20 protein-coding genes and 1 riboswitch are annotated in these 25,174 nt (G+C 67.0%); of the genes, 9 read left to right on the top strand and 11 right to left on the bottom strand.

Annotated elements, in window-relative coordinates:
- Nucleotides 1–25: 25 nt before the first annotated feature.
- Nucleotides 26–121, bottom strand: a riboswitch (TPP riboswitch).
- Nucleotides 122–230: 109 nt separating this feature from the next.
- The 5 genes from AC13GA_RS15710 to AC13GA_RS15730 all read right to left on the bottom strand — a co-directional run bounded on the left by AC13GA_RS15710 (nt 231) and on the right by AC13GA_RS15730 (nt 6,028).
- On the bottom strand, nt 231–1,355 hold the full coding sequence (locus AC13GA_RS15710; protein WP_482998501.1) for a phosphotransferase enzyme family protein: 1,125 nt from the start codon (nt 1,353–1,355) through the stop codon (nt 231–233).
- Nucleotides 1,356–1,484: 129 nt separating this feature from the next.
- Nucleotides 1,485–1,892: a glycine zipper 2TM domain-containing protein gene (locus tag AC13GA_RS15715; protein WP_005411889.1), complete on the bottom strand. Its 408-nt coding sequence runs from the start codon at nt 1,890–1,892 to the stop codon at nt 1,485–1,487.
- 246 nt (nt 1,893–2,138) lie between these two features.
- Nucleotides 2,139–4,130: an XVIPCD domain-containing protein gene (locus AC13GA_RS15720; protein WP_482998502.1), complete on the bottom strand. Its 1,992-nt coding sequence runs from the start codon at nt 4,128–4,130 to the stop codon at nt 2,139–2,141.
- 111 nt (nt 4,131–4,241) lie between these two features.
- Nucleotides 4,242–5,012: a hypothetical protein gene (locus AC13GA_RS15725; protein ID WP_295378597.1), complete on the bottom strand. Its 771-nt coding sequence runs from the start codon at nt 5,010–5,012 to the stop codon at nt 4,242–4,244.
- Nucleotides 5,013–5,389: 377 nt separating this feature from the next.
- Nucleotides 5,390–6,028 (bottom strand): response regulator, encoded by a 639-nt coding sequence (locus AC13GA_RS15730; RefSeq protein WP_046985354.1) that lies wholly within the window; start codon nt 6,026–6,028, stop codon nt 5,390–5,392.
- Between the two features lie 75 nt (nt 6,029–6,103).
- Here AC13GA_RS15730 and AC13GA_RS15735 point away from each other — a divergent pair, with 75 nt between their 5' ends.
- Nucleotides 6,104–9,703: an ATP-binding protein gene (locus AC13GA_RS15735; RefSeq protein WP_482998503.1), complete on the top strand. Its 3,600-nt coding sequence runs from the start codon at nt 6,104–6,106 to the stop codon at nt 9,701–9,703.
- Here the strand turns inward: AC13GA_RS15735 and AC13GA_RS15740 are convergent.
- Together AC13GA_RS15740 and AC13GA_RS15745 are read right to left on the bottom strand one after the other, a co-directional pair.
- Nucleotides 9,697–10,098, bottom strand: coding sequence for a c-type cytochrome (locus AC13GA_RS15740; protein ID WP_136638491.1), 402 nt, complete (start codon nt 10,096–10,098; stop codon nt 9,697–9,699). The genes AC13GA_RS15735 and AC13GA_RS15740 overlap by 7 nt on opposite strands.
- Nucleotides 10,099–10,163: 65 nt before the next feature.
- Entirely contained in the window at nt 10,164–11,840 is a 1,677-nt protein-coding gene (locus AC13GA_RS15745; RefSeq protein WP_482998504.1) for an electron transfer flavoprotein-ubiquinone oxidoreductase, read from the bottom strand.
- 306 nt (nt 11,841–12,146) lie between these two features.
- On the opposite strand from AC13GA_RS15745, the gene AC13GA_RS15750 reads away from it, so the two are divergent.
- A complete protein-coding gene (locus tag AC13GA_RS15750; RefSeq protein ID WP_136638492.1) occupies nt 12,147–13,310 on the top strand; it encodes an acyl-CoA dehydrogenase family protein in 1,164 nt (387 codons plus the stop codon).
- Nucleotides 13,311–13,427: 117 nt separating this feature from the next.
- On the opposite strand, the gene AC13GA_RS15755 is transcribed toward AC13GA_RS15750, so the two are convergent.
- Entirely contained in the window at nt 13,428–13,907 is a 480-nt protein-coding gene (locus tag AC13GA_RS15755; RefSeq protein ID WP_482998505.1) for a tRNA (cytidine(34)-2'-O)-methyltransferase, read from the bottom strand.
- A gap of 69 nt (nt 13,908–13,976) precedes the next feature.
- On the bottom strand, nt 13,977–14,453 hold the full coding sequence (locus tag AC13GA_RS15760; protein WP_046985348.1) for an XAC0231 family protein: 477 nt from the start codon (nt 14,451–14,453) through the stop codon (nt 13,977–13,979).
- A gap of 415 nt (nt 14,454–14,868) precedes the next feature.
- Between AC13GA_RS15760 and AC13GA_RS15765 the strand changes: the two genes are divergently transcribed.
- From AC13GA_RS15765 to AC13GA_RS15780, 4 genes are all read left to right on the top strand, one after another.
- Nucleotides 14,869–17,718 (top strand): M16 family metallopeptidase, encoded by a 2,850-nt coding sequence (locus tag AC13GA_RS15765; protein ID WP_046985347.1) that lies wholly within the window; start codon nt 14,869–14,871, stop codon nt 17,716–17,718.
- Between the two features lie 178 nt (nt 17,719–17,896).
- Nucleotides 17,897–18,214, top strand: coding sequence for a DUF4156 domain-containing protein (locus AC13GA_RS15770; protein WP_046985346.1), 318 nt, complete (start codon nt 17,897–17,899; stop codon nt 18,212–18,214).
- A 103-nt stretch (nt 18,215–18,317) separates the two neighbouring features.
- Nucleotides 18,318–19,334: a 3-oxoacyl-ACP synthase III gene (locus AC13GA_RS15775; RefSeq protein WP_004135358.1), complete on the top strand. Its 1,017-nt coding sequence runs from the start codon at nt 18,318–18,320 to the stop codon at nt 19,332–19,334.
- Nucleotides 19,335–19,474: 140 nt separating this feature from the next.
- Nucleotides 19,475–20,365, top strand: coding sequence for an alpha/beta fold hydrolase (locus AC13GA_RS15780; RefSeq protein ID WP_136638494.1), 891 nt, complete (start codon nt 19,475–19,477; stop codon nt 20,363–20,365).
- 88 nt (nt 20,366–20,453) lie between these two features.
- Here AC13GA_RS15780 and AC13GA_RS15785 read toward each other — a convergent pair whose 3' ends face one another.
- Entirely contained in the window at nt 20,454–20,885 is a 432-nt protein-coding gene (locus AC13GA_RS15785) for a YkgJ family cysteine cluster protein (RefSeq protein ID WP_046985344.1), read from the bottom strand.
- Between the two features lie 104 nt (nt 20,886–20,989).
- On the opposite strand from AC13GA_RS15785, the gene oleC reads away from it, so the two are divergent.
- The 3 genes from oleC to AC13GA_RS15800 all read left to right on the top strand — a co-directional run bounded on the left by oleC (nt 20,990) and on the right by AC13GA_RS15800 (nt 23,909).
- Complete coding sequence (oleC, locus tag AC13GA_RS15790; RefSeq protein WP_046985343.1) at nt 20,990–22,648, top strand: olefin beta-lactone synthetase; 1,659 nt, start codon at nt 20,990–20,992, stop codon at nt 22,646–22,648.
- The gene (gene oleD / locus AC13GA_RS15795; protein ID WP_482998506.1) at nt 22,645–23,631 is read left to right on the top strand and encodes a 2-alkyl-3-oxoalkanoate reductase; all 987 of its coding nucleotides are present in this window, start codon (nt 22,645–22,647) and stop codon (nt 23,629–23,631) included. The genes oleC and oleD overlap by 4 nt, the downstream gene beginning before the upstream one ends.
- A 122-nt stretch (nt 23,632–23,753) precedes the next feature.
- Nucleotides 23,754–23,909, top strand: coding sequence for a DUF1328 domain-containing protein (locus AC13GA_RS15800; RefSeq protein WP_004153593.1), 156 nt, complete (start codon nt 23,754–23,756; stop codon nt 23,907–23,909).
- Between the two features lie 117 nt (nt 23,910–24,026).
- Here AC13GA_RS15800 and ddlA read toward each other — a convergent pair whose 3' ends face one another.
- A complete protein-coding gene (gene ddlA / locus AC13GA_RS15805; protein WP_136638496.1) occupies nt 24,027–25,121 on the bottom strand; it encodes a D-alanine--D-alanine ligase in 1,095 nt (364 codons plus the stop codon).
- Nucleotides 25,122–25,174 lie beyond the last annotated feature (53 nt).

The following is a 25,174-nucleotide window of genomic DNA, read 5'->3' on the forward strand; positions in this document are numbered from 1 at the left end:
GGTGCACCGGCCCATGACGGGGGTGTGGCTGCGGCTCAAAGCTCCCTACGCCGGTGCAAACCGGATCAGGTTCCAAGGGACTCTCTCAGCCTGGCAGATCCAGGCACCCCCGCTTCAGGTGACCATTTCACTACAAATGGTACGGATTTGCGAGCCGGTGCCCTTCAGGCAGCGGGGTCAGAGCCCTTTCCGCAGGAAAGGGCTCTGACCCCAACGGTGCGCCAACCGGGTCACGCCGCTGCGTGCAACGCCTGCAGCAGTGCCTGTCCCGGCGCGCTGTGGAACCACGCCGGATGCCCCAGCATGAACGGCTGCCACGCCACATCCGCGTTTGCGGTGGAGCCGGTGATGCCTTCGAAGTATTCCACTTCGGACAGTGCGAAGTCGAAATGCACCATCGGCAGCAGGTCGGCCAGCAGCTGCACGCGTGCTGCCGACAGTGGCTGTACCTCGCGGTAGCCGTCGAGCAACGCCCGTGCGATGTCGATGCGCACCGCCTCCAGGCCGCGCTCCAGTTCCAGCCAGGCCACCGCGTTGCGCTCGATCGCGGTGGCGAGGTCGAACAGTGCGCTGGTGGGCGAGGCCAGGCCGAAATCCAGCACGGTGCTGACCTGCCCATCGCGCCACAGCAGGTTGGAAACATGCCAGTCGTTGTGCGCCCACAGCCGCGGTTCGTCGCGCAGGCGCTGGGCCAGGCCGGCGTGCCACGGCAGCACGTCGCGGCGAAGCTGGGTTTCCCACGGAATGCGCGCGAGGTAGCGGGCCAGACCCGGTCGTGTGGGCAGTTCGGCTTTGATCGCGGCGATCGGATCGTCGGCGCGGATCAGGTCGTCGCGCGCCACCAGCAGATGGGTACTGCGTTGTGGCGCGTGATAGCTGGCGGCGGCACAGTGCAGCCGGGCCAGCATGCGGCCGGCTTCGCGGGCCTGCGCGACATCGGTCAGCAACGACCACGACACGGCATCGCGGTACAAGTCCTCGCCCACGCCCACGGCATGCAGCTCGAAGGTCCATTCGCCGTGCTCGACTGCGGTGCGGCCATCGGCTGCCGCAAGCACCTGCACCACCGGTACGCCGGCGGCAGCGAGATGGACGATGAAGTGGTGTTCTTCTTCCAGGCAGGCGGCGCTGCGCACGCTGTGGTGGTGGCGCTTGATGAACACCGGTCCGAGCCTGCCATTGATGATGGCGGCGGCCGACAACGGCCGAGGACTGTGCCAGTGCGGCTGGCTGTCCGCATCCAGCTGCGGAAAGCGCTGGCGCAGCCACGCGAGGTCTGCGGTGCTGATCGGCGGCCAGTCGGCAGCGACCTCGTCGTTGTTGAGGCCCTGCACCCGGTGGGAAGAAGAAGTCATGCCGCAGCCCCAAGGGGGAAAATCACATCCAAGGCTGCGCATTCAACGCCATGGCCGCCCGCAACGCAAACGGGCGGGTCATCGACCCGCCCGTCGTCACATGGTCATCGGCGGTACCGCCGCGCCGGGTTACCAGCCGCGATGGCGGCCGCGGTCGTGGTAGTAGCGGTTGTCGTAATAGCGCTCGCGCTGCCAGCGACGGTCGTCACCGCGGTCGTAGTAGCCGCTGCGGTAGTAGCCACGGTCGTAACGGCGATCGTAGCGGTCGTCGTAACGGCGATTGTCGTAGTAACGACGGTCGCGGCGGTCGGAGGTGGTCAGGTTGCCGATCGCGCCGCCGGCCACGGCACCGCCGACAGTGGCAGCGGGATCACCGTTGGAGAGCAGGTTACCGGCCACGCCACCGACCACGGCGCCGACCAGGGTGCGCTTGTCCTTCCTCGACATCGCGCTGGCATCGCTGACCACGGCCACACCGGCCACCAGTGCCAGAGCCATCGCCAGACCACGGAAGCTGAGTGCGGAAGTACTGAGCATGTTCGTTCTCCTGTGAGGTGCATGCCACGCTGGGCAGGGAGGGCGCGGGGCGCCCCGGCTGCCGTGATGTCCACGCTGGCGTTCCAACATTGCCGGAACATTGCCTGGTCCACCGTGCGGCTTGCGCATTCATCTAGCGGCAGGCGGCATGAAGCAAGGCTGAAAGCGGGCTCGGCCGCTCAGCTGGCAGAAAGGGAAAAGGCCACGCGGACGTGGCCCTCCCTTCTCTCCCAAGGCGCCGCGGGCTTAGACGCCCATCGCCTTCTGGGCCTGCCGGGCCTGCTCCTGCTGGGCATCCTGCTGCTGGTGCAGCACGTTCGGGGCGCCCTGGACGGCACCGCTGCTGAGTGCCAGGCTCTGCTCGCTGGTCGTACGGGTGTCCACCGCCGCGCGAATGGCGGCCGGGTCGCCAATGGTGCCCTGCACGGCGAACAGGCGCTCACCGTTCGGACTGGGTACCACCGAATCGATGCGCTGCAGGCCGGCGGCGTGTGCCTCCTTGGTCAATGCGGCAGCAGCGCTTTCCAGCGCGTGGCGGTCCTTGAAGGTGCCGGCCGGCATCAGCTCCAGGCCCTTGCTGGCCTGGATGAACAGCGGATTGCGCGGGTGCCGCTCGTCGTTCAGGAGCGGCCGCTCGCGAGCCTCCCTGATCGCCTCCAGGGTCTTCGCGCCGACGACGCCGTCAGCGACCAGGCCGTTGTCCTTCTGCAGCTGGCGCACCGCCGCGTCGGTGTTGCGGCCGAAGCGACCGTCTTCGACCAGCGGCTTGCCATCGGCCCCGGCATAGCCGAGGTGGCCCAGCTGTTCCTGTACCTTGCGCACGCCCTCGCTGTGCGCGCCCTGCTTGTACAGTTCGGCGTGCGGCGTGGCAGCTGCCTTGTGCTCGGCCGCGGGCCTGCCCTGGGTCTGCTCGTGCGACTGGGTACGGTTCTCCAGCAGATCGCGGGCCCTGGACAGCGGGTCGGAGGCGTACAGCTTCCAGTTCGGGTGGTCCTTCACCTGCTTCAGGTAGTCCTCGACCGGCATGGTGTGCACGCCCTTGCTGCCGGTGGACTGGCTGATCAGCAGCTTGTCGGTGTTGGGATCGCGCACCACCATCACGATGTGGTCGATGCCGTTCCAGTGCTCGTGGCGGGTCTTGGCCGTATCCAGGCCGATGATCATGCCTTCCTTCAACGCATCGGGCTTGAGGATCGCGTCGCGGTCAAGCAGCACGCCGGACTGGTCGAACGCCTTGCGCACGATGCCGCCGGAACCGAGGTTGCCCAGGTCGATGCGATCAGCCTTGCCGAACACCGCGTGCCCGGCCTTCTGGTTGATCTCGTCCATGGTCCGGTTCTGCAGCGTGCCGACCCAGCCGGAACAGTCGATATAACCCTGCTCGACGTTCTTGCCGGTCTTGCCCGGTACGTACAGCGCGTGGCCCGGAATGTTGATGGCGTACCTGACATCGTCGTACTTCACGCCGGCCTCGTAGGCGGCCTGCAGTTCAATGCCCGGCTTCGGCGTGGCAGCCGCCGTTGCGGTTGCCGCCAGCGTGGCTGCACCAGCCGCCACGGCTGCGCTGGCCTGTGCAGGCGCTGCCGGGGTCTGGCCCTGGCCCTGCGCCACCGCCTGCGGTTCGATGTTCTTTTCCGGAATGCTGATCGCCGCGTACTTGTGGATGTAGTAGCTGGAGAACGTCCGCGCCAGGTCGCCATCGTTCATGCCGCGCATCTCGGCCAGGGTGTGGCCGGTCAGCGCCTTCGCGTCGGAGCCGATCTGGTTGAGTACGTTGCGGCGCATGTTGATTTCTTCGCCGTGGCTGTTGCGGACCACGCCGAAGGTGCCGGTGGCAATGGCGGTCTGTACCGAGCCATAGCCGGCGCTGCCCTGCTGGTGGGCCAGGTACAGGTCCAGGCCGGTGGGCGTGTTGCCCCCGGACAGGTAGGGATTGCCGGTGCGCTCGTTGCGGCGCGCCATCGAGTCCAGGTTGTCCTGGTACATCTGTGCGGCCGCTTCGGTGTTGCGGGTCGGATCGAACTCGTGGCCGGTCAGGTGGTACTGGCGCGCGGAACCGGGCACGAACTGGAACAGGCCCTTGGCACCGGACGAGGTGTTGTGCGCGCGCTCGTTGAAGCTGCCGCCGGTCTCGATATGCGCGAAGCGCATGAAGTCATCCACGGGGATGCCCTTCTGCCTGGCGACCTGCTCGACGATGTCCAGGACTTCCTTTCTGCTGTAGTCATGCTGTGCCATGACGTTTTCCTCGGGGTTGATGGAGCGGCGGAAGCCGCGAATCGCCAACCGGACTCATCCGTGAGTCAAGAACATGTCGGTCAACAGGTAACCCGCGTGTGCGGGTGGGAATCAGCGCGCCAGGTACTTCTGGGTCACGCTGTCGAAGCGGTAGTGCACGGCGTCGCCGACACCCAGTGCGCGGGTCTTGCCCGGGCTATCGATGGTGGTGCCCTTGAAGCTCACGGTCAGCTGCGGCAGGCCGTTGCCGTCGGCAATGAAGGCCAGTTCGCCATCGCTGTCGGTGCACGGCATCACGTTGCCGTCGTCGCAGGCGGCGCTGTTGTCTTCGCCGGTGCGTACCGAACCGACATAGCGCCAGACCTTGCTGTCCACGTCGTCTTCGCTGCGCTTCGGGTTGAACAGCAGCAGGGCATAGCCGCTGCCGCTGATGCCGCGGTCGAAACTGCTGGTCGGCACCGCCAGCAGCAGGCGGCCATCGGCCGTGCGATGTTCGAGCGGCTTGCGCCGGGTGTCGATGTCGTCGGCCTTGTCGTAGGCGCCGAGCGCGCCGATGGTCCACTCCTGGCCACGGAACTTCCACGGCTTCTTCGCATCGCCGCCGGCCAGCACGAAGGTGGCCTCGGCCAGGTTGGCGCGGTCATCCGGGCCGGCCGGTTGCTGCTCGCCGGGCTTGCCGTAGTGCTCGCGGGTATCCCACGAGAAACCGGTGTAGTAGGTGGTGCCGTCGAGCGTGAACTGATGGCCGAACCAGAAGGTCGCCACGCTGCCGTTCTGGACCTCATAGGAGGTCGCGCCATCGCCGTCCTGCTGGTAGGTGAAATACATCACGGTCGGCGCATCTGGCGGGGTGACGGCGGTATCGGGGGAAGTGTTCTGCATCGGGGCAACATCCTGTCGGGGCGCATTGGCAGCCTGCGCGTGCGCGCCGGGCTGGGAGGACGAGGGGGCCGGGTCGGCGGCGCTGCAGGCGGCAGCGGAAAGAGAGACGAGCAGGCACGCCGCGAATGCGCGCAGGGGCGGCAATGGCAGGGTCCAACGTGGTTTTGGGGGGTGATGCATGCGCCTCTCCATGGTCAGCGTTGCCTGGCCAGACGGCCGGCAGGAAACCGCACCCCATCCACCGGGGACAGGAGCGAGGACATGAGCCGGTCGATTCCTTCGACCTCGCATTGAGAACCCATGCCCGGCAATCTTTGCACAGAATCGCGACGCATCAAAGAGGGCAGCACGCCGCGCCCTCTTATGTGAACGGCATCTCAGATATTGCCATCGCGCAGGTAGTCGAACAGCTCGGCGTCGCCCTTCAGACCCAGTTTGAGCATGGCGTCACCCTTCTGCCGGCTGATGGTGCTGACGCTCTTGTGCAGCTGCAGCGAGATCTCCTTCACCGTCATGCCAGTGCCAAGCAGCCGCAGCACCTCCACCTCGCGCGGCGACAGTGGCTTGCCGTCGCCCTCGCGCATGCGCCAGCTGCCCGCCGCCTCGACCCGCTCGCGCAGGCTGCGGCTGATATAGGGCTGGCCGCGATAGACCGCCTGGATGGCCTGCGGCAGTTCGTCCATCGACGAGCTCTTGTCGACCAGGCCGAGCACACCGCTGTCGAGCACCATGCGCAGGATCGCCAGGTTGTTGGAGACGCTGAGCATGAGTACCGGCAGGTCGGGATGGCGGCGGCGGATCATGCCGATCATGGCGAAGCCGTCGGCCTGTGGGCTGCCCGGCATGGAGTAGTCGGTGACCAGCAGGTCACAGGGCTGGCTGCCCAGCAGGGTCATCAGCGCCTGCGCGCTGTCCGCCTCGCCGACCACGCGGCCCACCCCGCTCGACTCGATGACGGCGCGGGTACCGATACGGACCACCGGGTGGTCGTCTGCGATGATGATGCGCAAGCTCATGCTCTAGTATGGCCACCGGGCACGCCGGACCGCGACCATCGCGGTTCCTGGCAGGATTCTAGGAGATCGACGCCGATGCGTAGCTGGGCTGTTCGCGGGCTGGTCCTGCTGCTGGCCGTGCTGGTGCTGCCTGCCGCACCGGCACAGGCCGTGCCAGGACCGCTGCCGCTCACTCCCCTGCAGCGCGAGTACCTGGCCGCGCATCCAAGCATCGTCGTGGGCCAGTATGACAGCGGCTGGCCGCCGTTCGAGTCCCTCCGTGATGGTCGGCAGATCGGGCTGGGGCCGGATTATCTGTCGCTTCTTGCCCGTCAGCTGGGTGTGAAGGTCGAAGCCCGTCGTTATCCAGATTGGACTTCCGTGCTGGATGCGGCGTGCCGTGGCGAAATCGACGTGGTGATGAATGTCGGTCTCAGTGCCGACCGTACCCGCTGCATGGTCTACACCGCCGCCTATGGCGAGGCGCCGCTGGCCTTGGTCGGACGCCCGGGCGACCTGCGTGCCTCCGACAATCCCGACCTGGATGGGCTGCGGGTAGTGATCGAGCAGGATTTCCTGACCGGCCCGCAGGTACGCGCGCGTTTCCCGCGCGCCCGGCAGCTTGTCGCAAACAGCTCGATTGCGGCGCTGCAGATGGTCAGAGACGACAAAGCCGATGTCTATATCGGCAATGCCTATGTCGCCACCGAGCTGATCGCCAGCCAGCGTCTGCAGGGTGTGGTGCTGCTGCGGCCCAGTGACCTGCCTCCCGAGCGCCTGCACTTCGGCGTTCCCAACAGCAAGCAGCCGCTGGCCGAAGCACTGGACCTGGCCCTGGCCGCGACCAGCCAGGCCCAGCGCGACGCGTTGGTGCAGCGCTGGCTGCCGTTGCCGCAGTGGTCGGCATCGGCACGGCTGGCGCTGAGCCAGGCCGAGAAGCGGGTGCTGGAGCAGCCGCTGAAGATCGGCTTCGCGCCGAACGCGGCGCCGTTGTCGTTCGCCGACAAGGAAGGCAAGCCCAGTGGCCTGGCCGGCGAGTATCTGCGACGGCTGCTGCAGGCCGGTGCCAATCTTCAGCCGGAGAACAGCCACGACTGGTATGAGGTGCGCGAGAAGGCGCGCCGCGGCGAGCTGCAGGCAGTAATGGGCATTCCCGCCGATTCACGCTATCTGGGGCCGGACTGGGTGTTCAGCCAGCCCTTCATCAGCGTACCGAACGTGATCGTCAGCCGCGTCGACAGCCCGGCGCTGCTGGGCCTGTCGGACCTGCAGGGCAAGCGCGTACTGCTGTCCGATCCCGAGCGCATACGTGGCTACGTGCTGCAGCAGGCCCCCAGCGCGCGGATCATCGCCGCGCGCAGTACCGAGCAGGCGCTGCAGCGCCTTGCCGCTGGCGAAGCCGATGCCTACGTGGGCAACCTGGCACTGGTCGATCACCTGCTGCGCAGCAGCTTCCCGGGGCGCCTGCAGGTGGCCGCCCCTGCGGGCTTCAACGACCAGCTGGTGCTCGCCGTGGAACGCCGCCATGCCGCCCTGGCGACCACCTTCGACCGCCTGCTGCTGCAGATGACGCCGCGCAAGCACGAGGCGTTGCGGGGCGACTGGCTGGCCGTGGAGTATCGCAATGGCATCGACTGGAGGGACGCGCTGCGCTGGGGGGTGCCGCTGCTGCTGGTGCTGCTGACCGCGCTGCTGGTACATGGCATCGGGTACTGGCGCCTGCGTCGCGAGGTGGCCGGGCGGCGTCATCTGGAGCAGCGCCTGGCCGAGGTCACCGACAACCTTCCCGCCGTGGTCTACCAGGCACGGCGCGATGCCGATGGCACTCTCGGTTTTCCGTTCATTGCCGGTGACCTGCAGGCGTTGTTCGGCATTACCCGGCAGCAGGCCGAGCAGGACGCGAAACTGCTGCTGGAACGCATCGAGGAGGAGGATCGCGAACGCATCCTGCAGGCGGTCGAACAGGCCGCACGCCAGTTCGCGCCATTGATCCTCGAGTTCCGCCTGCGTGCCGATGCGGGCGGCGCGCGCTGGGTACGCAGCCAGGCCCATCCCTATGCGGCAGAAGCAGGGGCGGTGACCTGGAGTGGCTATTGGGTGGACGTCAGCGAGGCACGTGCGCAGGCCGAGGCCCTGACCGCGGCCAAAGCCGAGGCCGAGCAGGCGGCGGAAGCGAAGTCACGTTTCCTGGCCACGATGAGCCATGAGATCCGTACTCCTATGAGTGGCGTGCTGGGCATGCTGGAAGTGCTGGCGCATTCGCCGCTGGATGCCGAGCAGCAGCGCATCCTCGGCGTGATCGAGGATTCGGCGCAGATGCTGCGGCAGATCCTGGATGACATCCTCGATTATTCGCGGCTGGAGGCCGGTGCGCTGCGCCTGGAACCGGTGCCGCAACCGCTGCGGCCGCTGCTGGAAAGCGTGTGCCGGTTGTTGTCGGCGCAGGCCAGTGCACGTGGGTTGGCGTTGCTGGTGGAGATCGATCCACAGCTGGCACCGGCACACGAAGTGGATGGCGTGCGCCTGCGCCAGATCGTGTTCAACCTGCTCAGCAACGCCATCAAGTTCACGGCGCGCGGCGAAGTGCGGCTGCAGCTGGAGGTGCTGGGGCCTACCGCGGAGGATGGCAGCCAGCCGTTGTGCCTGAGCGTGACCGACACCGGCATGGGCATCGCGCCGGAGCAGCTGCAGCATCTGTTCGCGCCGTTCACCCAGGCCGGTGCCTACATCCAGCGCGACCATGGTGGCACCGGTCTTGGCCTGAGCATCAGCCAGCGCCTGGTGCAGATGATGGACGGCGAACTGACCCTGCACAGCACGCTGGGCGAAGGCACTCGTGCCGAAGTGCGGTTGTCGCTGGTGGAGGCCGGCAGCGGTGATGTCGAAGCGCTGGTGGCTGAGCAGGAACAGGCTTCGCTGCTGCCGCAGGCGCTGCGCCAGGCGCGGGTGCTGGTGATCGAGGACCACCCGACCAACCAGGCGATGATGGCCTGGCGCCTGCAGCAGCTGGGCGTGCCGCACGTGATGGTCGGTGATGGCCAGCAGGGGCTGGATCGGCTGTTGTCGGAAAGCTTCGACCTGGTGATCACCGATTGCCGGATGCCGGTGCTCGATGGCTTCGGCTTCACCCGGCTGCTGCGCGAGCGCGAGGGCCGCAATGGCCAGCCGCGCCTGACCGTGCTGGCGCTGACCGCCAGTGTGTTGGACGACGATGCGCGCCGTTGCCGCGAGGCCGGCATGGACGAAGTGCTGGCCAAGCCGTTGTCACTGGCCACATTGCGCGCGGCGCTGCTGCGTTGGTTGCCGCAGGCACAGGGCCAGTCGTTCGCCGAACCGGTGACGGAGGTGGTTGCCGACGACGGCATGGCGCTGCCGGATCTGTCCACGTTGCAGCAGCGCTTCGGCTCACGCGCGGTGGCAATCCAGCTGCGCGACAGCCTGCTGCAGGCCAGCGAAGGCGATCTTGCCGCCGTGCAGCGCGCGCTGCAGGCCGGAGATCGCGAGGCGGCCGCGCTGCACCTGCACCGGCAGGCCGGTGGCCTGGGCGCAATAGGCGCGACGGTGCTGGCCGGGCAGGCCAATACGCTGGTGGAGCGCCTGCAGGATGCGGCCGAGACTGATCCGACCGCGGTGTTCGCAAGCGTGGCGGAATTCGTGGCGCGGCTGCAGCAGCAACTGCAGCGCCTGGCTCACTGAGTCGACTGCTGCTGCAGGTATGCGATCACCAGCGCACGGCGTTCGGCACTGGGGAAGGCGTTGTACATGCGCGTACCCGGCACCACGTGGGTGGGCGACTGCAGGAAGGCATCCAGGGTCTGCGCGCTCCAGGTGATGTCGGCGCGGCGCATGCCGTCGGAGTAGCCGTAATCGGGCAGGCTGCCGGCACGGCGGCCGATCACTCCATGCAGGTTCGGCCCGAAGCGATGGATGCCGCCGGGCTGCACGGTGTGGCAGCCCGCACACAGTTCAAACGCGCGCTGCATGGCTTGCTGGCGCGCCTGTTCGGGCGTGGCGGGTGCTGACGGCGGGCGCTGGCAGGCCGTGGCCGCAAGGGCCACGACGACGGCAATGAGCAGGCAGGCAGCGCGCATGGGCGGGCAGGATAGCGATGCAACGGGGCAGGTGGGCTGCGACACGCAGTCGCAGCCCGTGGCGATCACATGCCCGAGTAGTTCGGGCCGCCGCCGCCCTGCGGGGTCACCCAGACGATGTTCTGGGTGGGGTCCTTGATGTCGCAGGTCTTGCAGTGCACGCAGTTCTGCGCATTGATCTGCAGGCGCGCGTCGTTACCGTCGCCGACGAACTCGTACACGCCTGCCGGGCAGTAACGCGCTTCCGGGCCGGCGTACTCGGCCAAGTTCACCTTCACCGGGATGCTCGCATCCTTCAGTGTCAGGTGGCTGGGCTGGTCTTCGGCATGGTTGGTGCTGCTCAGGAACACCGAGCTGAGGCGATCGAAGGTCAGCACGCCATCCGGCTTCGGGTAGGCGATGCGGGTGTGCTTGGATGCCGGCTCCAGGCAGGCGTGGTCCGGGATGCTGTGGCGCAGGGTCCACGGCGGGTTGCGCACGCCCAGCTTCGGCAGCAGCCACTGCTCGATGCCGGTCATCAGCGTGGCCACGGTCTGGCCCTTCTTGAACCACTGCTTGAAGTTCTTCGACAGCTTCAGCTCGTCATGCAGCCAGCTGGCTTCGAAGGCCTGTGGGTAGGCGCTCAGTTCGTCGTGCTGGCGATCGGCGGCCAGCGCATCGAATGCGGCATCGGCGCACAGCATGCCGGTCTTGATCGCGGCATGGCTGCCCTTGATGCGGCTGACGTTGAGGTAGCCGGCCTCGCAGCCGACCAGCGCACCGCCCGGGAACACCGTCTTCGGCAGCGACATCAGGCCGCCGGCGGTGATCGCGCGCGCGCCGTAGCCGATGCGGGTGCCGCCTTCCAGATGCTTGCGGATGGACGGGTGGGTCTTGAAGCGCTGGAACTCTTCGAACGGGCTCAGCCACGGGTTCTTGTAGTCCAGGCCGACCACGTAGCCGATGGCGACCTTGCCGCCGTCTGCGTGGTACAGGAAGGCACCGCCGTAGGTGTCGCTGTCCAGTGGCCAGCCGGCGGCGTGCACGACCAGGCCCGGCTCATGCTTGGCTGGGTCGATCTGCCACAGCTCCTTGATGCCGATGCCGTAGGCCTGCGGGTCCTTGCCGTCATCCAGCTTGAAACGGCTGATCAGCTGGCGGCCGAGATGACCGCGCGCGCCTTCGGCGAACACGGTGTACTTCGCCTGCAGGGCCATGCCGCGTTCGAAGGCGGGGCCGCGCGTGCCGTCCTTCTCGATGCCCATGTCGCCTGTGGCCACGCCGATGACTGCGCCGTCGTCGCCGTACAGCACCTCGGCGGCAGCGAAGCCGGGGAAGATCGCTACTTCCAGCGCCTCGGCCTGCTGCGCCAGCCAGCGGGTCACTTCACCCAGGCTGATGATGTAGTTGCCTTCATTGTGGAAGCACTCCGGCAGCAGCGCATTGGGCGTGCTGCGTGCGCCGGTTTCGCTGAGGAACAGGAATTCGTCGCGGGTGACCTTCTGCTTCAGCGGTGCGCCGCGCTCGGCCCAGTCCGGGAACAGTTCGGTCAGCGCGCGCGGGTCCATCACCGCACCGGACAGCACGTGCGCGCCCGGCTCGGAGCCCTTTTCCAGTACGCACACCGACAGCTCGCGACCGGCTTCGATCGCGCGCTGGCGCAGGCGGATCGCGGTGGCCAGGCCGGCGGGGCCGGCGCCGACGATCACCACGTCGAACTCCATTACTTCACGCGGGGGCAGGGCGTTGGCTTCAGCGCTCATCGATTGCATGACTCGTGGGTAGTGCCGGCATCGGGGCCACCGGCGGTTGCCTGGGAATCGCGCGTGCAGCCACGAGCGAAACGGTTGTTTGAATGTGTCAGGGTACCGGGCCGCGCGTGATCGAGCTAGATCGCCGATGTTCACATCCGGATTGCTGCAATGCAGCGTAATGCGCGTGGTCTGGTAGGTGCCAACCTTGGTTGGCGTGAGCGGAAACACCAGCGCCGACCAAGGTCGGCCTCTACCCGCACACCAACTCCGCCCGGATGACCGACAATGGTCGGGTCCTGACTGCGTGTGAGTGCCATGGCTTTGGATCCGTACGACCTGTTCGATGTCCGTTCCCTGCTCAGCGAGGAAGAGCGCGCGGTCCAGGAGAGCGTCGCCCGCTTCACCAACGAGCGCGTGCTGCCGATCATCGGCGATGCCTTCGACCAGGCACGCTTCCCTTCAGAGCTGGTGCCGGAGATCGCCGCGCTGGGCCTGCTCGGTGCCACCCTTCCGGCCGAATACGGCGGCGGCGACCTCGGCGCGGTCAGCTACGGCCTGATCTGCCAGGAACTGGAACGCGGCGATTCCGGCCTGCGCAGCTTCGTATCGGTGCAGAGCTCGCTGTGCATGTACCCGATCTACGCCTACGGCAGCGAGGAACAGCGCCGGCAATGGCTGCCGGCGATGGCGCGCGGCGAGCTGATCGGCTGCTTCGGCCTGACCGAAGCGCACGGCGGCTCCGATCCGGCCAGCATGAAGACCCGCGCCGTGCGCGATGGCGACGACTGGCGCATCAACGGCAGCAAGATGTGGATCACCAGCGGCCCGGTGGCCGACCTGGCCATCGTCTGGGCGCAGACCGAGGACGGCATCCAGGGCTTCGTGCTGGAAAAGGGCATGCCGGGGTTCACCACGCAGGAGATCAAGCACAAGATGAGCCTGCGTGCGTCGCTGACCGGTGCGCTGTTCTTCGACGACGTGCGCGTGCCCGACAGCCACCGCCTGCCCAACGTGAAGGGCCTGAAGGGGCCGCTGGGTTGCCTGACCCAGGCCCGTTTCGGCATCAGCTGGGGCCCGATCGGTTCGGCCATTGCCTGTCTGGATGAAGCGCTGGGCTATGCCAAGGAGCGCGTGTTGTTCGGCCGCCCGCTGGCCGCGACCCAGAGCGCACAGATCAAGCTGGCCGAGATGGCCCGCCGCATCACCATGGCGCAGCTGCTGGCGTTGCAGCTCGGGCGCCTGAAGGAAGCCGGCCAGCTGCAGCCGCAGCAGGTCAGCCTGGCCAAGTGGAACAACTGCCGCATGGCCATCGACATCGCCCGCGAATGTCGCGATCTGCTGGGCGGGGCCGGCATCACCACCGAGCATGTAGCGATCCGGCATGCGCTGAACCTGGAATCGGTGATCACCTATGAAGGCACCGAGACCGTGCACCAGCTGGTGATTGGGCGTGAGCTGACCGGCATCAACGCGTTCTGAAACCTGTTTCCGGTGGGTGCCAACCTTGGTTGGCACATTCCTTCAGCGTGCGACGGAACATCTGTGCGGACCAAGGTCCGCAACCACCAGGATCGGTTCACACTTACCTGAGGCGGTTTACGCCCCGCCGGCAAACCCGTGCTGGCGCCACGCCTCGTACATCACCACCGCAACGGTGTTGGAAAGATTGAGGCTGCGGTTGTCCGGCCGCATCGGCAGGCGCAGGCGGCGGCCATCGGGCAATGCATCAAGCACGTCCTGCGGCAGGCCGCGGCTTTCCGGGCCGAACAGGAAGGCATCGCCATCTTCGAACGCCACGCTGTCATAGCGGATGCTGGCCCGGGTACTGAGTGCGAACAATCGTTTGGGTGCGATACGCGCCAGCGCCGTGTCCAGGTCGGGATGCACCTGCAGGCGTGAGTACTCGTGGTAGTCCAGGCCGGCGCGCTTGAGCTGCTTGTCTTCCAGTGCGAAGCCGAGTGGCTCGACCAGGTGCAGCTGCGCGCCGGTGTTGGCACAGAGCCGGATCACATTGCCCGTGTTGGGCGGGATTTCCGGTTGGAACAGGATCACATGGAACTGGGGCGCGGCATTCATCGGCGCAGTGTACCTGCGACGACCACCGCCTTTACGGCGCACGCCCTGCATGGGGCAGGGCGGCACCGGTTACGGGCGCAGCAGGACCTGGGCGGTTTCGGTGGCCAGGGCCTGCAGGTCGGCGGCGCTCGGGCGAACCTGCAGGGCCGGCAGGTTGGTGATGACCTGGTTGGCGACGCTGGTGGCGGCGGCAGCCAGGGTGGCGGCGTAGCGCTGGGCTTCCTGCTCGGCGACCAGGGCGACACGCTGCTCCAGGCTCGGGCGAACTTCCACCGAGGCCAGGGTGGTGATCGGCATCGCGGCAGCAACCGGGGCGGCGAGGTAGCCGTTGCGCTCGGCCAGCTGGTCGCTGCTCGGGCGAACTTCCACCGTGGCCAGGGTCGGGATGCCGCTGGCCTGTTCCCAGGCCTGCTGGGCCAGCTGGTCGGCGGCCGGACGAACCTGCACGGTGGACAGGGTCTTGATGGATTCGGAGGCCTGCACCGACGAAACAACCGCGGTGCCGGCGATCAGGGCGATGGCGATGGCAATGGTCTTGGCGTTCATGACGGGGCCTGTTTAGTGTTGGTGGGCAGTGGTGTGGTAGTAAGGTAGTACACCAATTCTGGGCATGCAAGGAAAATTTTCCATTTCCTGCATTTGTTCAGTCTTCAGTCAGCTTTTGTCTGAAGCCCTTCTTGGCGCAGGAAGTACCAAGCAATCCCCGTGCCAACTTTTAATCATTGATTTAAAAGGATTTTTGTCGGCCAAAAAGTGTCCGGTGGGCGGACACCTGTCCATTCCATGTGCTGCGGACACTGTCCGGACGATGGCTGCCGGTGCATGTGACCGCCCAGAACTCGGCCGTGAGGGGCCGCGGATGGTGCACAGGGGCAAACACCCCCAGTGACTGGCGACCGATTCCTGCCGTTGCCTGCGCAGGCTAGGATCGGGGTTCACCTATGTGACCAAGGATCTGGATATGTCTCTCGCCCTTCGCCCGCGCGCTGCATTGCTGGCCGTCGCCCTCAGCACTGCCTTGGGCACGCTCGCCCCAACCTCTGCACTGGCCGCCAAGCCGGCGGCACCGGCCAAGGTCGATATTCCGTTTGAGCAGTTCACACTGCCCAACGGCCTGCGCGTGATCGTGCATACCGATCGCAAGGCGCCGATCGTCGCGGTCAATGTCTGGTACCACGTGGGTAGCAAGGACGAGCCGGCCGGCCGCACCGGCTTCGCGCACCTGTTCGAACATTTGATGTTCCAGAGCAGCGAAAACCACGACGGTGAGTACTTCGAGCCCTTCAAGCAGGTGGGTGCCACCGGCCAGAACGGCACTACCAACACCGACCGCACCAACTACTTCGAGAACGTGCCGACCACCGCGCTGGACATGGCGCTGTGGATGGAGTCGGACCGCATGGGCCACCTGGTCGGTGCGATCGACCAGGCCGCGCTGGACGAGCAGCGTGGCGTGGTGCAGAACGAGAAGCGCCAGGGCGAGAACCAGCCTTATGGCCAGGCCTGGGATCAGCTCAACAAGGCGCTGTACCCGGTCGGCCACCCGTACCACCACGGTGTGATCGGTTCGATGAACGATCTCAACGCCGCTTCGCTGGACGACGTGAAGACCTGGTTCCGCACCTGGTACGGCCCGAACAACGCGGTGCTGGTGCTGGCCGGTGACATCGACCTGGCCACCGCCAAGGAAAAGGCTGCCAAGTACTTCGGCAGCATCCCGGCCGGCCCGAGCATGGCGCAGCCGGCAGTGAACGTGGCCAAGCGCAGCGCCGATACCCGCGAGACGATGACCGACAAGGTGCCGCAGGCGCGCATCTACCGCGCCTGGAACGTGCCGCAGGTCGGCACCGCCGACATCGACCAGCTGCAGTTGTTCGCCGAGGTGTTGGGCGGTGCCAAGTCCTCGCGCCTGAGCCAGCGCCTGCAGCACCAGGACAAGCTGGTGGACAGCATCGGTTCGGGCCTGTCGGCCTCGCAGCTGGGCTCCAACTTCGTGATCGTGGCGACCGTGAAGCAGGGCCAGGATCCGGCCAAGGTCGAGAAGATCATCGACGAGGAACTGGACCGCCTGATCAAGCAGGGCCCGACCGCGGCCGAGCTGGAGCGCGCCAAGACCGGCGCCCGCGCCGGCTTCATCCGTGGCATCGAGCGCATCGGCGGCTTTGGCGGCAAGGCCGATGCGCTGGCCGAGTGCGCGGTGTTCACCGGCGACCCGGGCTGCTTCCGCACCTCGCTGGCCAACATCGACAAGGCCAGTGCCGCCGATCTCAGCCGCCTGGGCGCACAGTGGCTGGACAAGGGCAGCCATACCCTGGTGATCGCACCGGGTGAGCGCGTGGCACTGAAGGAGGAACCAAGCCAGGCACCGAAGCCGTTCAACGTGCCGGCGGTGGACCCGAAGTACAGCACCCTGCCCGAACAGGTGGACCGCAAGGCCGGCGTGCCGCAGACCCGCGAGTTCCCGCAGCTGAAGTTCCCGGCCCTGCAGCGCGCCACGCTGAAGAATGGCACCCAGGTGATCCTGGCCGAACGCCATGAGATTCCGGTGGTGCAGTTCAGCTACCAGTTCCCGGGCGGCTTCAGCGCCGACCAGGGCCGCAAGCCGGGCACCGCCAACTTCACCATGAGCCTGATGACCGAAGGCGCCGGCAAGCTCGGCTCGCTGGCCTTCGCCGATGCTGCCGATGCGCTGGGTGCCAGCCTGGATGCCTCGGCCGGCTTGGACTCGATGAGCGTGGACCTGTCGGCACTGAAGGAAAACCTGGCGCCGTCGCTGGCACTGTACCGCGACCTGCTGCGTGAGCCGCGCTTCGAGCAGGGCGAGATCGACCGGGTCAAGGCGACCTGGATCGCCGGCATCCAGCAGGAGAAGGTCAACCCGGGTGCGGTGGCGATGCGCGTGCTGCCGCCGCTGCTGTACGGCAAGGGCCACCCGTATGCCATTCCGTTTACCGGCAGCGGTGACGAGGCGGCGATCAACGGCCTGACCCGCGAAGACCTGGTCGACTTCCACCACGATTGGCTGCGTCCGCAGAACGGCACCCTGATCGTGGTCGGTGACACCACCCTGGCCGAGATCGTGCCGCTGCTGGACAAGCAGCTGGGCGACTGGAAGGCTGCCGGCGACGCCCCGCAGGTGAAGGCGGCCACCGACGTCGCATTGCCGAAGGGCCCGCGCGTGTTCCTGATCGACCAGCCGGGCGCGGTGCAGGCCAACCTGTTCGCCGGCCAGGTGGTGGCGCCGTCCAGCGCCACCAGCTCGACCCGCTTCGACATCGCCAACGGCGTGATCGGCGGCGACTTCACCTCGCGCCTGAACATGAACCTGCGTGAGGACAAGCACTGGTCGTACGGTGCGCGCAGCAGCGCGATCAACTCGGTGGGCCAGCGCCCGTGGATGGCCAGCGCGCCGGTGCAGATCGACAAGACCGGCCCGGCGATGGCGGAAATGCGCAAGGAAATTGCCGCGTTCGCCGATGGCAGCAAGCCGGCCACCGCCGCCGAGGTCAACCGCATCCGCAACATCCAGACCCTGAGCCTGCCTGGGGCCTACGAGACCGCCAGCGCGGTGGCTTCGACCATCGGTTCGATCGTGCAGTTCAAGCGCCCGGACGACTACGTGCTGCGTCGCAAGGCCGAGATCGAGTCGATGACCCCGGCACAGGTGCAGCAGGCCGCCGCCGAGATCAAGCCGCAGGCGCTGACCTGGGTGGTGGTGGGTGACCTCAAGCAGACTGAAGCGGCGGTGCGTGCGCTGAATCTGGGTGAGGTGACGGTGATCGACGCCGAAGGCAATCCGGTCAAGAAATGAAATAAGGCAAGACCCGGCCCGCCATGTGGCGGGCCGGCTCCCCTTGGTAGTGCCGGCCGCTGGCCGGCAACTTCTGAAGGGGTCAGAGCCCCCTGCGAGGGATCTGACCCCGCCCACGGGCTACCCCCGATTCAGGCTGTTCAGGCAGAATCCCCCCATACCCTTCCAGGATCTGCCCATGCGCGTTCTGCTGCTTTCCTCCCTGCTGCTCACCGTCACCGCCTGTACCTGGGTGCCGATCGAACCGGCGGGCAAGACGACCCGCGTGCTGCCGGCAGGCCCGGTTCCGGCCGGTTGCATCGCCAAGGGCGAGGTGGTGGTCACGGTGAAGAGCAAGGTCGGTTTCTACAACCGCAACCCGCTGCGCGTGCAGGAAGAGCTGGAAACCCTGGCCCGCAACGAGGCCCCGAGCGCCGGTGCCAATGCCGTGCAGGCCGCTGCCGCACCGGCCGAGGGCAGCCAGCGCTTCGCCGCATTCCAGTGCCCGCCGCGCTGAATGCTTCACCATACGGCCAAGCCTGAATTCGTAAAGATGCGGTGAAGGCCCCGGGAGTTATAGAATAGCGCCCCCTTTTGCCTGAGCCTTGGCGCTAACCTCGATGCTCTTCAAGAATGTCTCGATCGCCGGCCTGGCACACGTTGATGCGCCGCATACGCTGACGACCAAGGAAATCAACGAGCGGCTGCAGCCGACGCTGGATCGCCTTGGTATCCGCACCGACGTGCTCGGCGATATCGCCGGCATCCATGCCCGCCGCCTGTGGGACAACGGCGTGCTGGCCTCCGACGCCGCCACCATGGCCGGCCGCAAGGCGCTGGAAGACGCAGGCATCAATGCGACGCAGGTGGGCCTGCTGGTCAACACCTCGGTCAGCCGCGACTACCTGGAGCCGTCCACTGCGTCGATCGTCTCCGGCAACCTCGGCGTCAGCGACGAGTGCATGACCTTCGACGTCGCCAATGCCTGCCTGGCCTTCATCAACGGCATGGATATCGCGGCGCGCATGATCGAGCGCGGTGACATCGACTACGCGCTGGTGGTGGACGGCGAGACCGCCAACCTGGTGTACGAGAAGACCCTGGAGCGGATGACCGCCCCGGACGTCACCGCCGACGACTTCCGCAACGAACTGGCCGCCCTGACCACCGGTTCGGGTGCCGCCGCGATGGTGATGGCGCGCTCGGAGCTGGTGCCGGATGCACCGCGCTACAAGGGCGGCGTGACCCGCTCGGCCACCGAGTGGAACCAGCTGTGCCTGGGCAACCTGGACCGCATGGTCACCGATACCCGCCTGCTGCTGATCGAAGGCATCAAGCTGGCCCAGAAGACCTTCACCGCCGCCAAGATCGCCTTGGGCTGGGCCGTGGAAGAGCTGGACCAGTTCGTGATCCACCAGGTCAGCCAGCCGCATACCGCTGCGTTCATCAAGAACTTCGGCATCGACCCGAAGAAGGTCATGACCATCTTCGGCGAGCACGGCAACATCGGCCCGGCCTCGGTGCCGATCGTGCTGAGCAAGCTCAAGCAGCTGGGCAAGCTGAAGAAGGGCGATCGCATCGCGCTTCTGGGCATCGGCTCGGGCCTGAACTGCTCGATGGCTGAAGTGGTCTGGTAAAAAAGTCACCGCTGACCTGCTGCGCGATTGCCTGGCGGGCGCCGTCCGCACCCACCAGCCAACCGCCCGCGACGCGCAGCGATGATTTTTCCAAGTGTCCAAGGGCCGGTTCTACCGGCCCTTTCTACAGGTGCGATCCGATGTCCCAGCTTCCCGGTTACCCCGCCCACCCGCAGCGTTTCGAGGTCCGCCCTGGCCTGTCGATGAACTATCTCGACGAAGGTCCGAGCGATGGCGAGGTGGTGGTGATGGTGCACGGCAACCCGTCGTGGAGCTATTACTGGCGCACGCTGGTGTCCGGACTGTCGGACACGTACCGCTGCATCGTGCCGGACCACATCGGCATGGGCCTGTCGGACAAGCCCGATGACAGCCGCTACGAGTACACGCTGCAGTCGCGCGTGGATGATCTGGACGCGTTGCTGAAGCACTTGGGCATCACCGGTCCGGTGACGCTGGCCGTGCACGACTGGGGCGGCATGATCGGCTTCGGCTGGGCGCTGTCGCACCATGACCAGGTGAAGCGCCTGGTGGTGCTCAACACGGCCGCGTTCCCGATGCCGGCGGCGAAGAAGATGCCGTGGCAGATCGCGCTGGGCCGCCACTGGAAGATCGGCGAGTGGATCATCCGCACCTTCAACGCGTTCTCGTCCGGTGCCTCGTGGCTGGGCGTGGAGCGGAAGATGCCGGCCGATGTGCGCCGCGCCTACGTGTCGCCGTACAACAACTACGCCAACCGCATCAGCACCATCCGCTTCATGCAGGACATTCCGCTGTCGCCGGCCGACAAGGCCTGGTCGCTGCTGGAACGGGCCGGCAAGGCGCTGCCGTCGTTCGCCGACCGCCCGGCCTTCCTCGGCTGGGGCCTGCGCGACTTCGTGTTCGACCACCACTTCCTGAAGGGTTTCCAGGCCGCGCTGCCGAAGGCCCAGGTGCACGCCTTCGAGGATGCCGGGCATTACGTGCTGGAAGACAAGCACGACGTGCTGGTGCCGGAGATCCGGGCGTTCCTGGACGCCAACCCGATCTGATCGGATCCCGGTAGTGCCGGCCGCTGGCCGGCAAGCGCGCAATGCGCGCCGGGTTCATGAAGTTGCCGGCCAGTGGCCGGCACCATCACTACGCCGCGATCGGCGCCTGCGGCGGCGAAGACGGGCTGTTGCCGTTGTCGTCCGGATGGTCGTCGTCGTTGCCCGCTTCGTCGCGCCAGCGCCAGTCGGCCAGGGTCAACGGATCCAGCCCATAGGCGATACGGGCCTTGTCGCACTGCGGGCTGGCCTTGCCGTATTCCCACGACGCATCCACCTCGCGGCACACGCTGGGCCGGTTGGGGTGGATGGTGCACCGTGAGTACACGCCGATCTGCGCATCCAGCGCCACGCAGCGCACCGGCTTGGAGTGGGTGCCGCGCATGCATAGCCGGTGCGGATCGAGCACCTCGGTCAGCTGGTGGGGGACGCCACCGGGAGTGACCTCGTCCGATTCCATCCAGTGGAAGGCCACGCGGTATTGAGTGCAGCAGGCGCCGCAGGTCATGCAGGGATGTTGCATGGGCAAGCCGCCCCGGGCGGCAGTCGGAATCAGGAACGAGGGTGCGGATTTTCCACGAAGTGGGCCGCCGCGCAAGAAATTCCGTAAGCGGCGACAATGAACGGATGAACCGATCCTGCAACATTGCCGCCCGTTTGCCTGAACTGGCGCGTGAACGCCCCGACCAGATCGCCATCCGCTGCCCTGGCCGCCGCGGCGCCGGCAACGGCATGGCCGCCTACGATGTGACCCTGGATTACCGCCAGCTGGACGCCCGCAGCGACGCCATGGCCGCCGGCCTGGCCGGCTATGGGATCGGCCGCGGGGTGCGCACGGTGGTGATGGTGCGGCCGTCGCCGGAGTTCTTCCTGCTGATGTTCGCGCTGTTCAAGCTGGGCGCGGTGCCGGTACTGGTCGACCCGGGCATCGACAAGCGCGCGCTGAAGCAGTGCCTGGACGAGGCGCAGCCGGAAGCCTTCATCGGCATTCCGCTGGCCCATGTGGCGCGGCTGGCGCTGCGCTGGGCACCGTCGGCAACCCGTCTGGTCACCGTCGGTCGGCGCCTGGGCTGGGGCGGAACCACTCTGGCCGCGCTGGAACGCGCTGGCGCCAACAGGGGGCCGATGCTGGCCGCTACCGATGGCGAGGACATGGCCGCGATCCTGTTCACCAGCGGCTCGACCGGCGTGCCCAAGGGCGTGGTTTACCGCCACCGCCACTTTGTCGGCCAGATCCAGCTGCTGGGCAGCGCCTTCGGCATGGAAGCGGGCGGCGTGGACCTGCCGACCTTCCCGCCGTTTGCCTTGTTCGACCCGGCGCTGGGCCTGACCTCGGTGATTCCGGACATGGACCCGACCCGGCCGGCGCAGGCCGACCCTGCGCGGCTGCATGACGCGATCCAGCGCTTCGGGGTGACCCAGCTGTTCGGCTCGCCGGCGCTGATGCGGGTGTTGGCCCGCCACGGCCGGCCCCTGCCAACGGTGACCCGGGTGACCTCGGCCGGTGCGCCGGTGCCGCCGGATGTGGTCGCTACCATCCGCAGTCTGCTGCCCGCCGATGCGCAGTTCTGGACCCCGTATGGCGCCACCGAATGCTTGCCGGTGGCGGTGGTGGAGGGCCGCGAGCTGGAGCGCACCCGTGCTGCTACCGAGGCCGGCGCCGGTACCTGCGTGGGCAGCGTGGTCGAGCCGAACGAGGTGCGCATCATCGCCATCGATGACGCACCGCTGCCGGACTGGTCGCAGGCGCGTGTGCTGGCGGTGGGCGAGGTGGGCGAGATCACCGTGGCCGGACCGACCGCCACCGACAGCTACTTCAACCGCCCGCAGGCCACCGCGGCGGCGAAGATCAGCGAGACCTTGGCTGATGGCAGCGTGCGCGTCGTGCATCGCATGGGCGACGTCGGCTACTTCGATGCGCAGGGTCGTCTGTGGTTCTGCGGCCGCAAGACCCATCGGGTGGAAACCGCGCATGGGCCGCTGTACACCGAGCAGGTCGAGCCGGTGTTCAATACCGTGCCCGGGGTTGCGCGCACGGCGCTGGTCGGTGTTGGTCCGGCCGGTGCGCAGGTGCCGGTGCTGTGCGTGGAACTGCAACGTGGTCAGTCAGACAGCCCGGCGCTGCAGGAAGCGCTGCGTGCGCACGCAGCAGCCCGCGCGCCAGAAGCCGGCCTGCAGCACTTCCTGGTGCATCCGGCGTTCCCCGTTGATATCCGTCACAACGCCAAGATCGGCCGCGAGAAGCTCGCCGTCTGGGCCAGCGCCGAACTGGAGAAGCGCGCATGAAGATCCTGGTCACCGGTGGTGGTGGTTTCCTTGGCCAGGCGCTGTGCCGCGGTCTGGTCGAACGTGGCCACCAGGTGCTGGCGTTCAACCGCAGCCACTACCCGGAACTGCAGGCCATGGGCGTGGGCCAGATCCGCGGCGATCTGGCCGATGCGCAGGCGGTGCTGCATGCAGTGGCCGGCGTCGATGCGGTATTCCACAACGGTGCGAAGGCCGGCGCCTGGGGCAGCTATGACAGCTACCACCAGGCCAACGTGGTCGGCACCGACAACGTCATCGCGGCCTGCCGTGCACATGGCATCAGCCGCTTGGTCTACACCTCCACGCCCAGTGTTACCCACCGCGCCACCCATCCGGTGGAGGGCCTGGGTGCCGACGAAGTCCCGTACGGCGAAGATTTCCAGGCGCCGTATGCGGCGACCAAGGCGATTGCCGAACAGCGCGTGCTGGCGGCCAACGACGCCTCGTTGGCGACGGTGGCGCTGCGCCCGCGCCTGATCTGGGGCCCGGGCGACCAGCAGCTGGTGCCGCGCCTGGCCGAACGTTCACGGCAGGGCCGCCTGCGCCTGGTCGGCGATGGCAACAACAAGGTGGATACCACTTACATCGACAACGCCGCGCTCGCGCACTTCCTCGCTTTCGAGGCATTGGCCCCGGGTGCAGCGTGTGCGGGCAAGGCCTACTTCATTTCCAACGGCGAACCGCTGCCGATGCGCGAGCTGGTCAACAAGCTGCTGGCCGCTGTGGGTGCACCGACGGTGGACAAGGCGATCAGCTTCAAGACCGCTTATCGCATTGGTGCGGCCTGCGAACGGCTGTGGCCGCTGCTGCGCCTGCGCGGCGAGCCGCCGTTGACCCGCTTCCTGGCCGAGCAGCTGTGCACACCTCACTGGTACAGCATGGAACCGGCGCGCCGCGATTTCGGCTACGTGCCGCAGGTCAGCATTGAAGAAGGGCTGCGCAGGCTGAAGGCTGCGTCATGACGTCAGGCTCACGGCGCTGAAGACTTCATCACGCGCAGAGCCTGCCATCACTGGTTGCACACCGCCGAATCGGGAGGATGGACCCACGCCATCCAACGGCCCGGACATCTGCGAGGAGCACCATGCTGCATTACGCCGTTATTTTCTTCGTCATCGCCATCATCGCCGCCGTGCTCGGCTTCTCCGGCATCGCCGGTGCCGCCAGCAACATTGCCTGGATCCTGTTCGTTGTGTTCCTGGTACTGGCAGTGATCTCGATGTTCCGCAAGCGCGGTTAGAAGACCGCAGGGTAGTGCCGGCCGCTGGCCGGCACTGCTCTTTCCGGTGGGTGCCGACCGTTGGCCGGTACGCTCCTTTGTAGAGTCGAGCCATGCTCGACTCTACAGAGAGCGCCCCTACACGGCGCTGTGCAATCCGCGATCGGCTTCATGGCGCTCCAGCGCCAGTTCGATCAGGCGCGTGATCAGCGTGGTGTAGTCCACACCGCTGGCGCCCCACAGCTTCGGGTACATGCTGATGCGGGTGAAGCCCGGCAGCGTGTTGACCTCGTTGATGACGATCTCACCGTCTGCGGTGAGGAACACATCCACGCGCGCCATGCCCGCACACTCCAGCGCCTGGTAGGCCTGCAGCGCGATCTGCTGGATGCGCGCCTGGGTTGCGGCATCGATATCCGCCGGCACCACCACCTCGGCGCCATCCTCGTTGATGTACTTGGTGTCGTAGGCGTAGAACTCGTCGTGTACCACCACCTCGCCGCACAGGCTGGCCTGCGGCAGTTCGTTGCCCAGCACCGCGCACTCGATCTCACGGCCGACCACCGCCGATTCCACCAGCACTTTGTGGTCATAACGCAGCGCCAGTTCCAGTGCCCCGGCGAAGCCCGCCGCATCCTTGACCTTGCTCACACCCACCGACGAACCCTGGTTGGCCGGCTTCACGAACAACGGCAGGCCGAGCTGCGCGATCACCGCATCGACATCGACTGCCGCCGCCTGATGGCGACGGATGCACAGCCACGGTGCCACCTGCAGCCCGGCGTCGCGCAGCAGGCGCTTGGTCACGTCCTTGTCCATCGCCACCGCCGAGCCCAGTACCGGCGAACCGACGAAGGGCAGGTTGGCCATGCGCAGCAGGCCCTGCAACGCACCGTCCTCGCCCAGCGGCCCATGCACGATCGGCAGCACCACATCGATCTGTCCCAGCGCACTGGCTGCATCGGACGGCTGCAGTTGTGACTGCTCGGCACCCGGGCGTACCGCCAGCGACGTGCCGGACCGATGCAGCGCGATGCGCGACGGATCATCGGCATTGATCAGGAAGGTATCCGGCTGGCTCAGATGCCACTGGCCCTGCTTGTCGATGCCGACCAGCACCGGCTCGAAGCGCTCGCGATCAAGCGCATCGAGGATGTTCTTCGCCGACTGCAGCGAAACTTCGTGCTCGGAAGACTTGCCACCGAAGATGATGCCGACCCGGGTCCGTGCCATGGTGTTGCGATGTCCTTTACGTTGCGTGGCCGTACAGCATGAACCTTCCATTG

Source organism: Stenotrophomonas sp. 22DLJC03, from assembly GCF_056861405.1.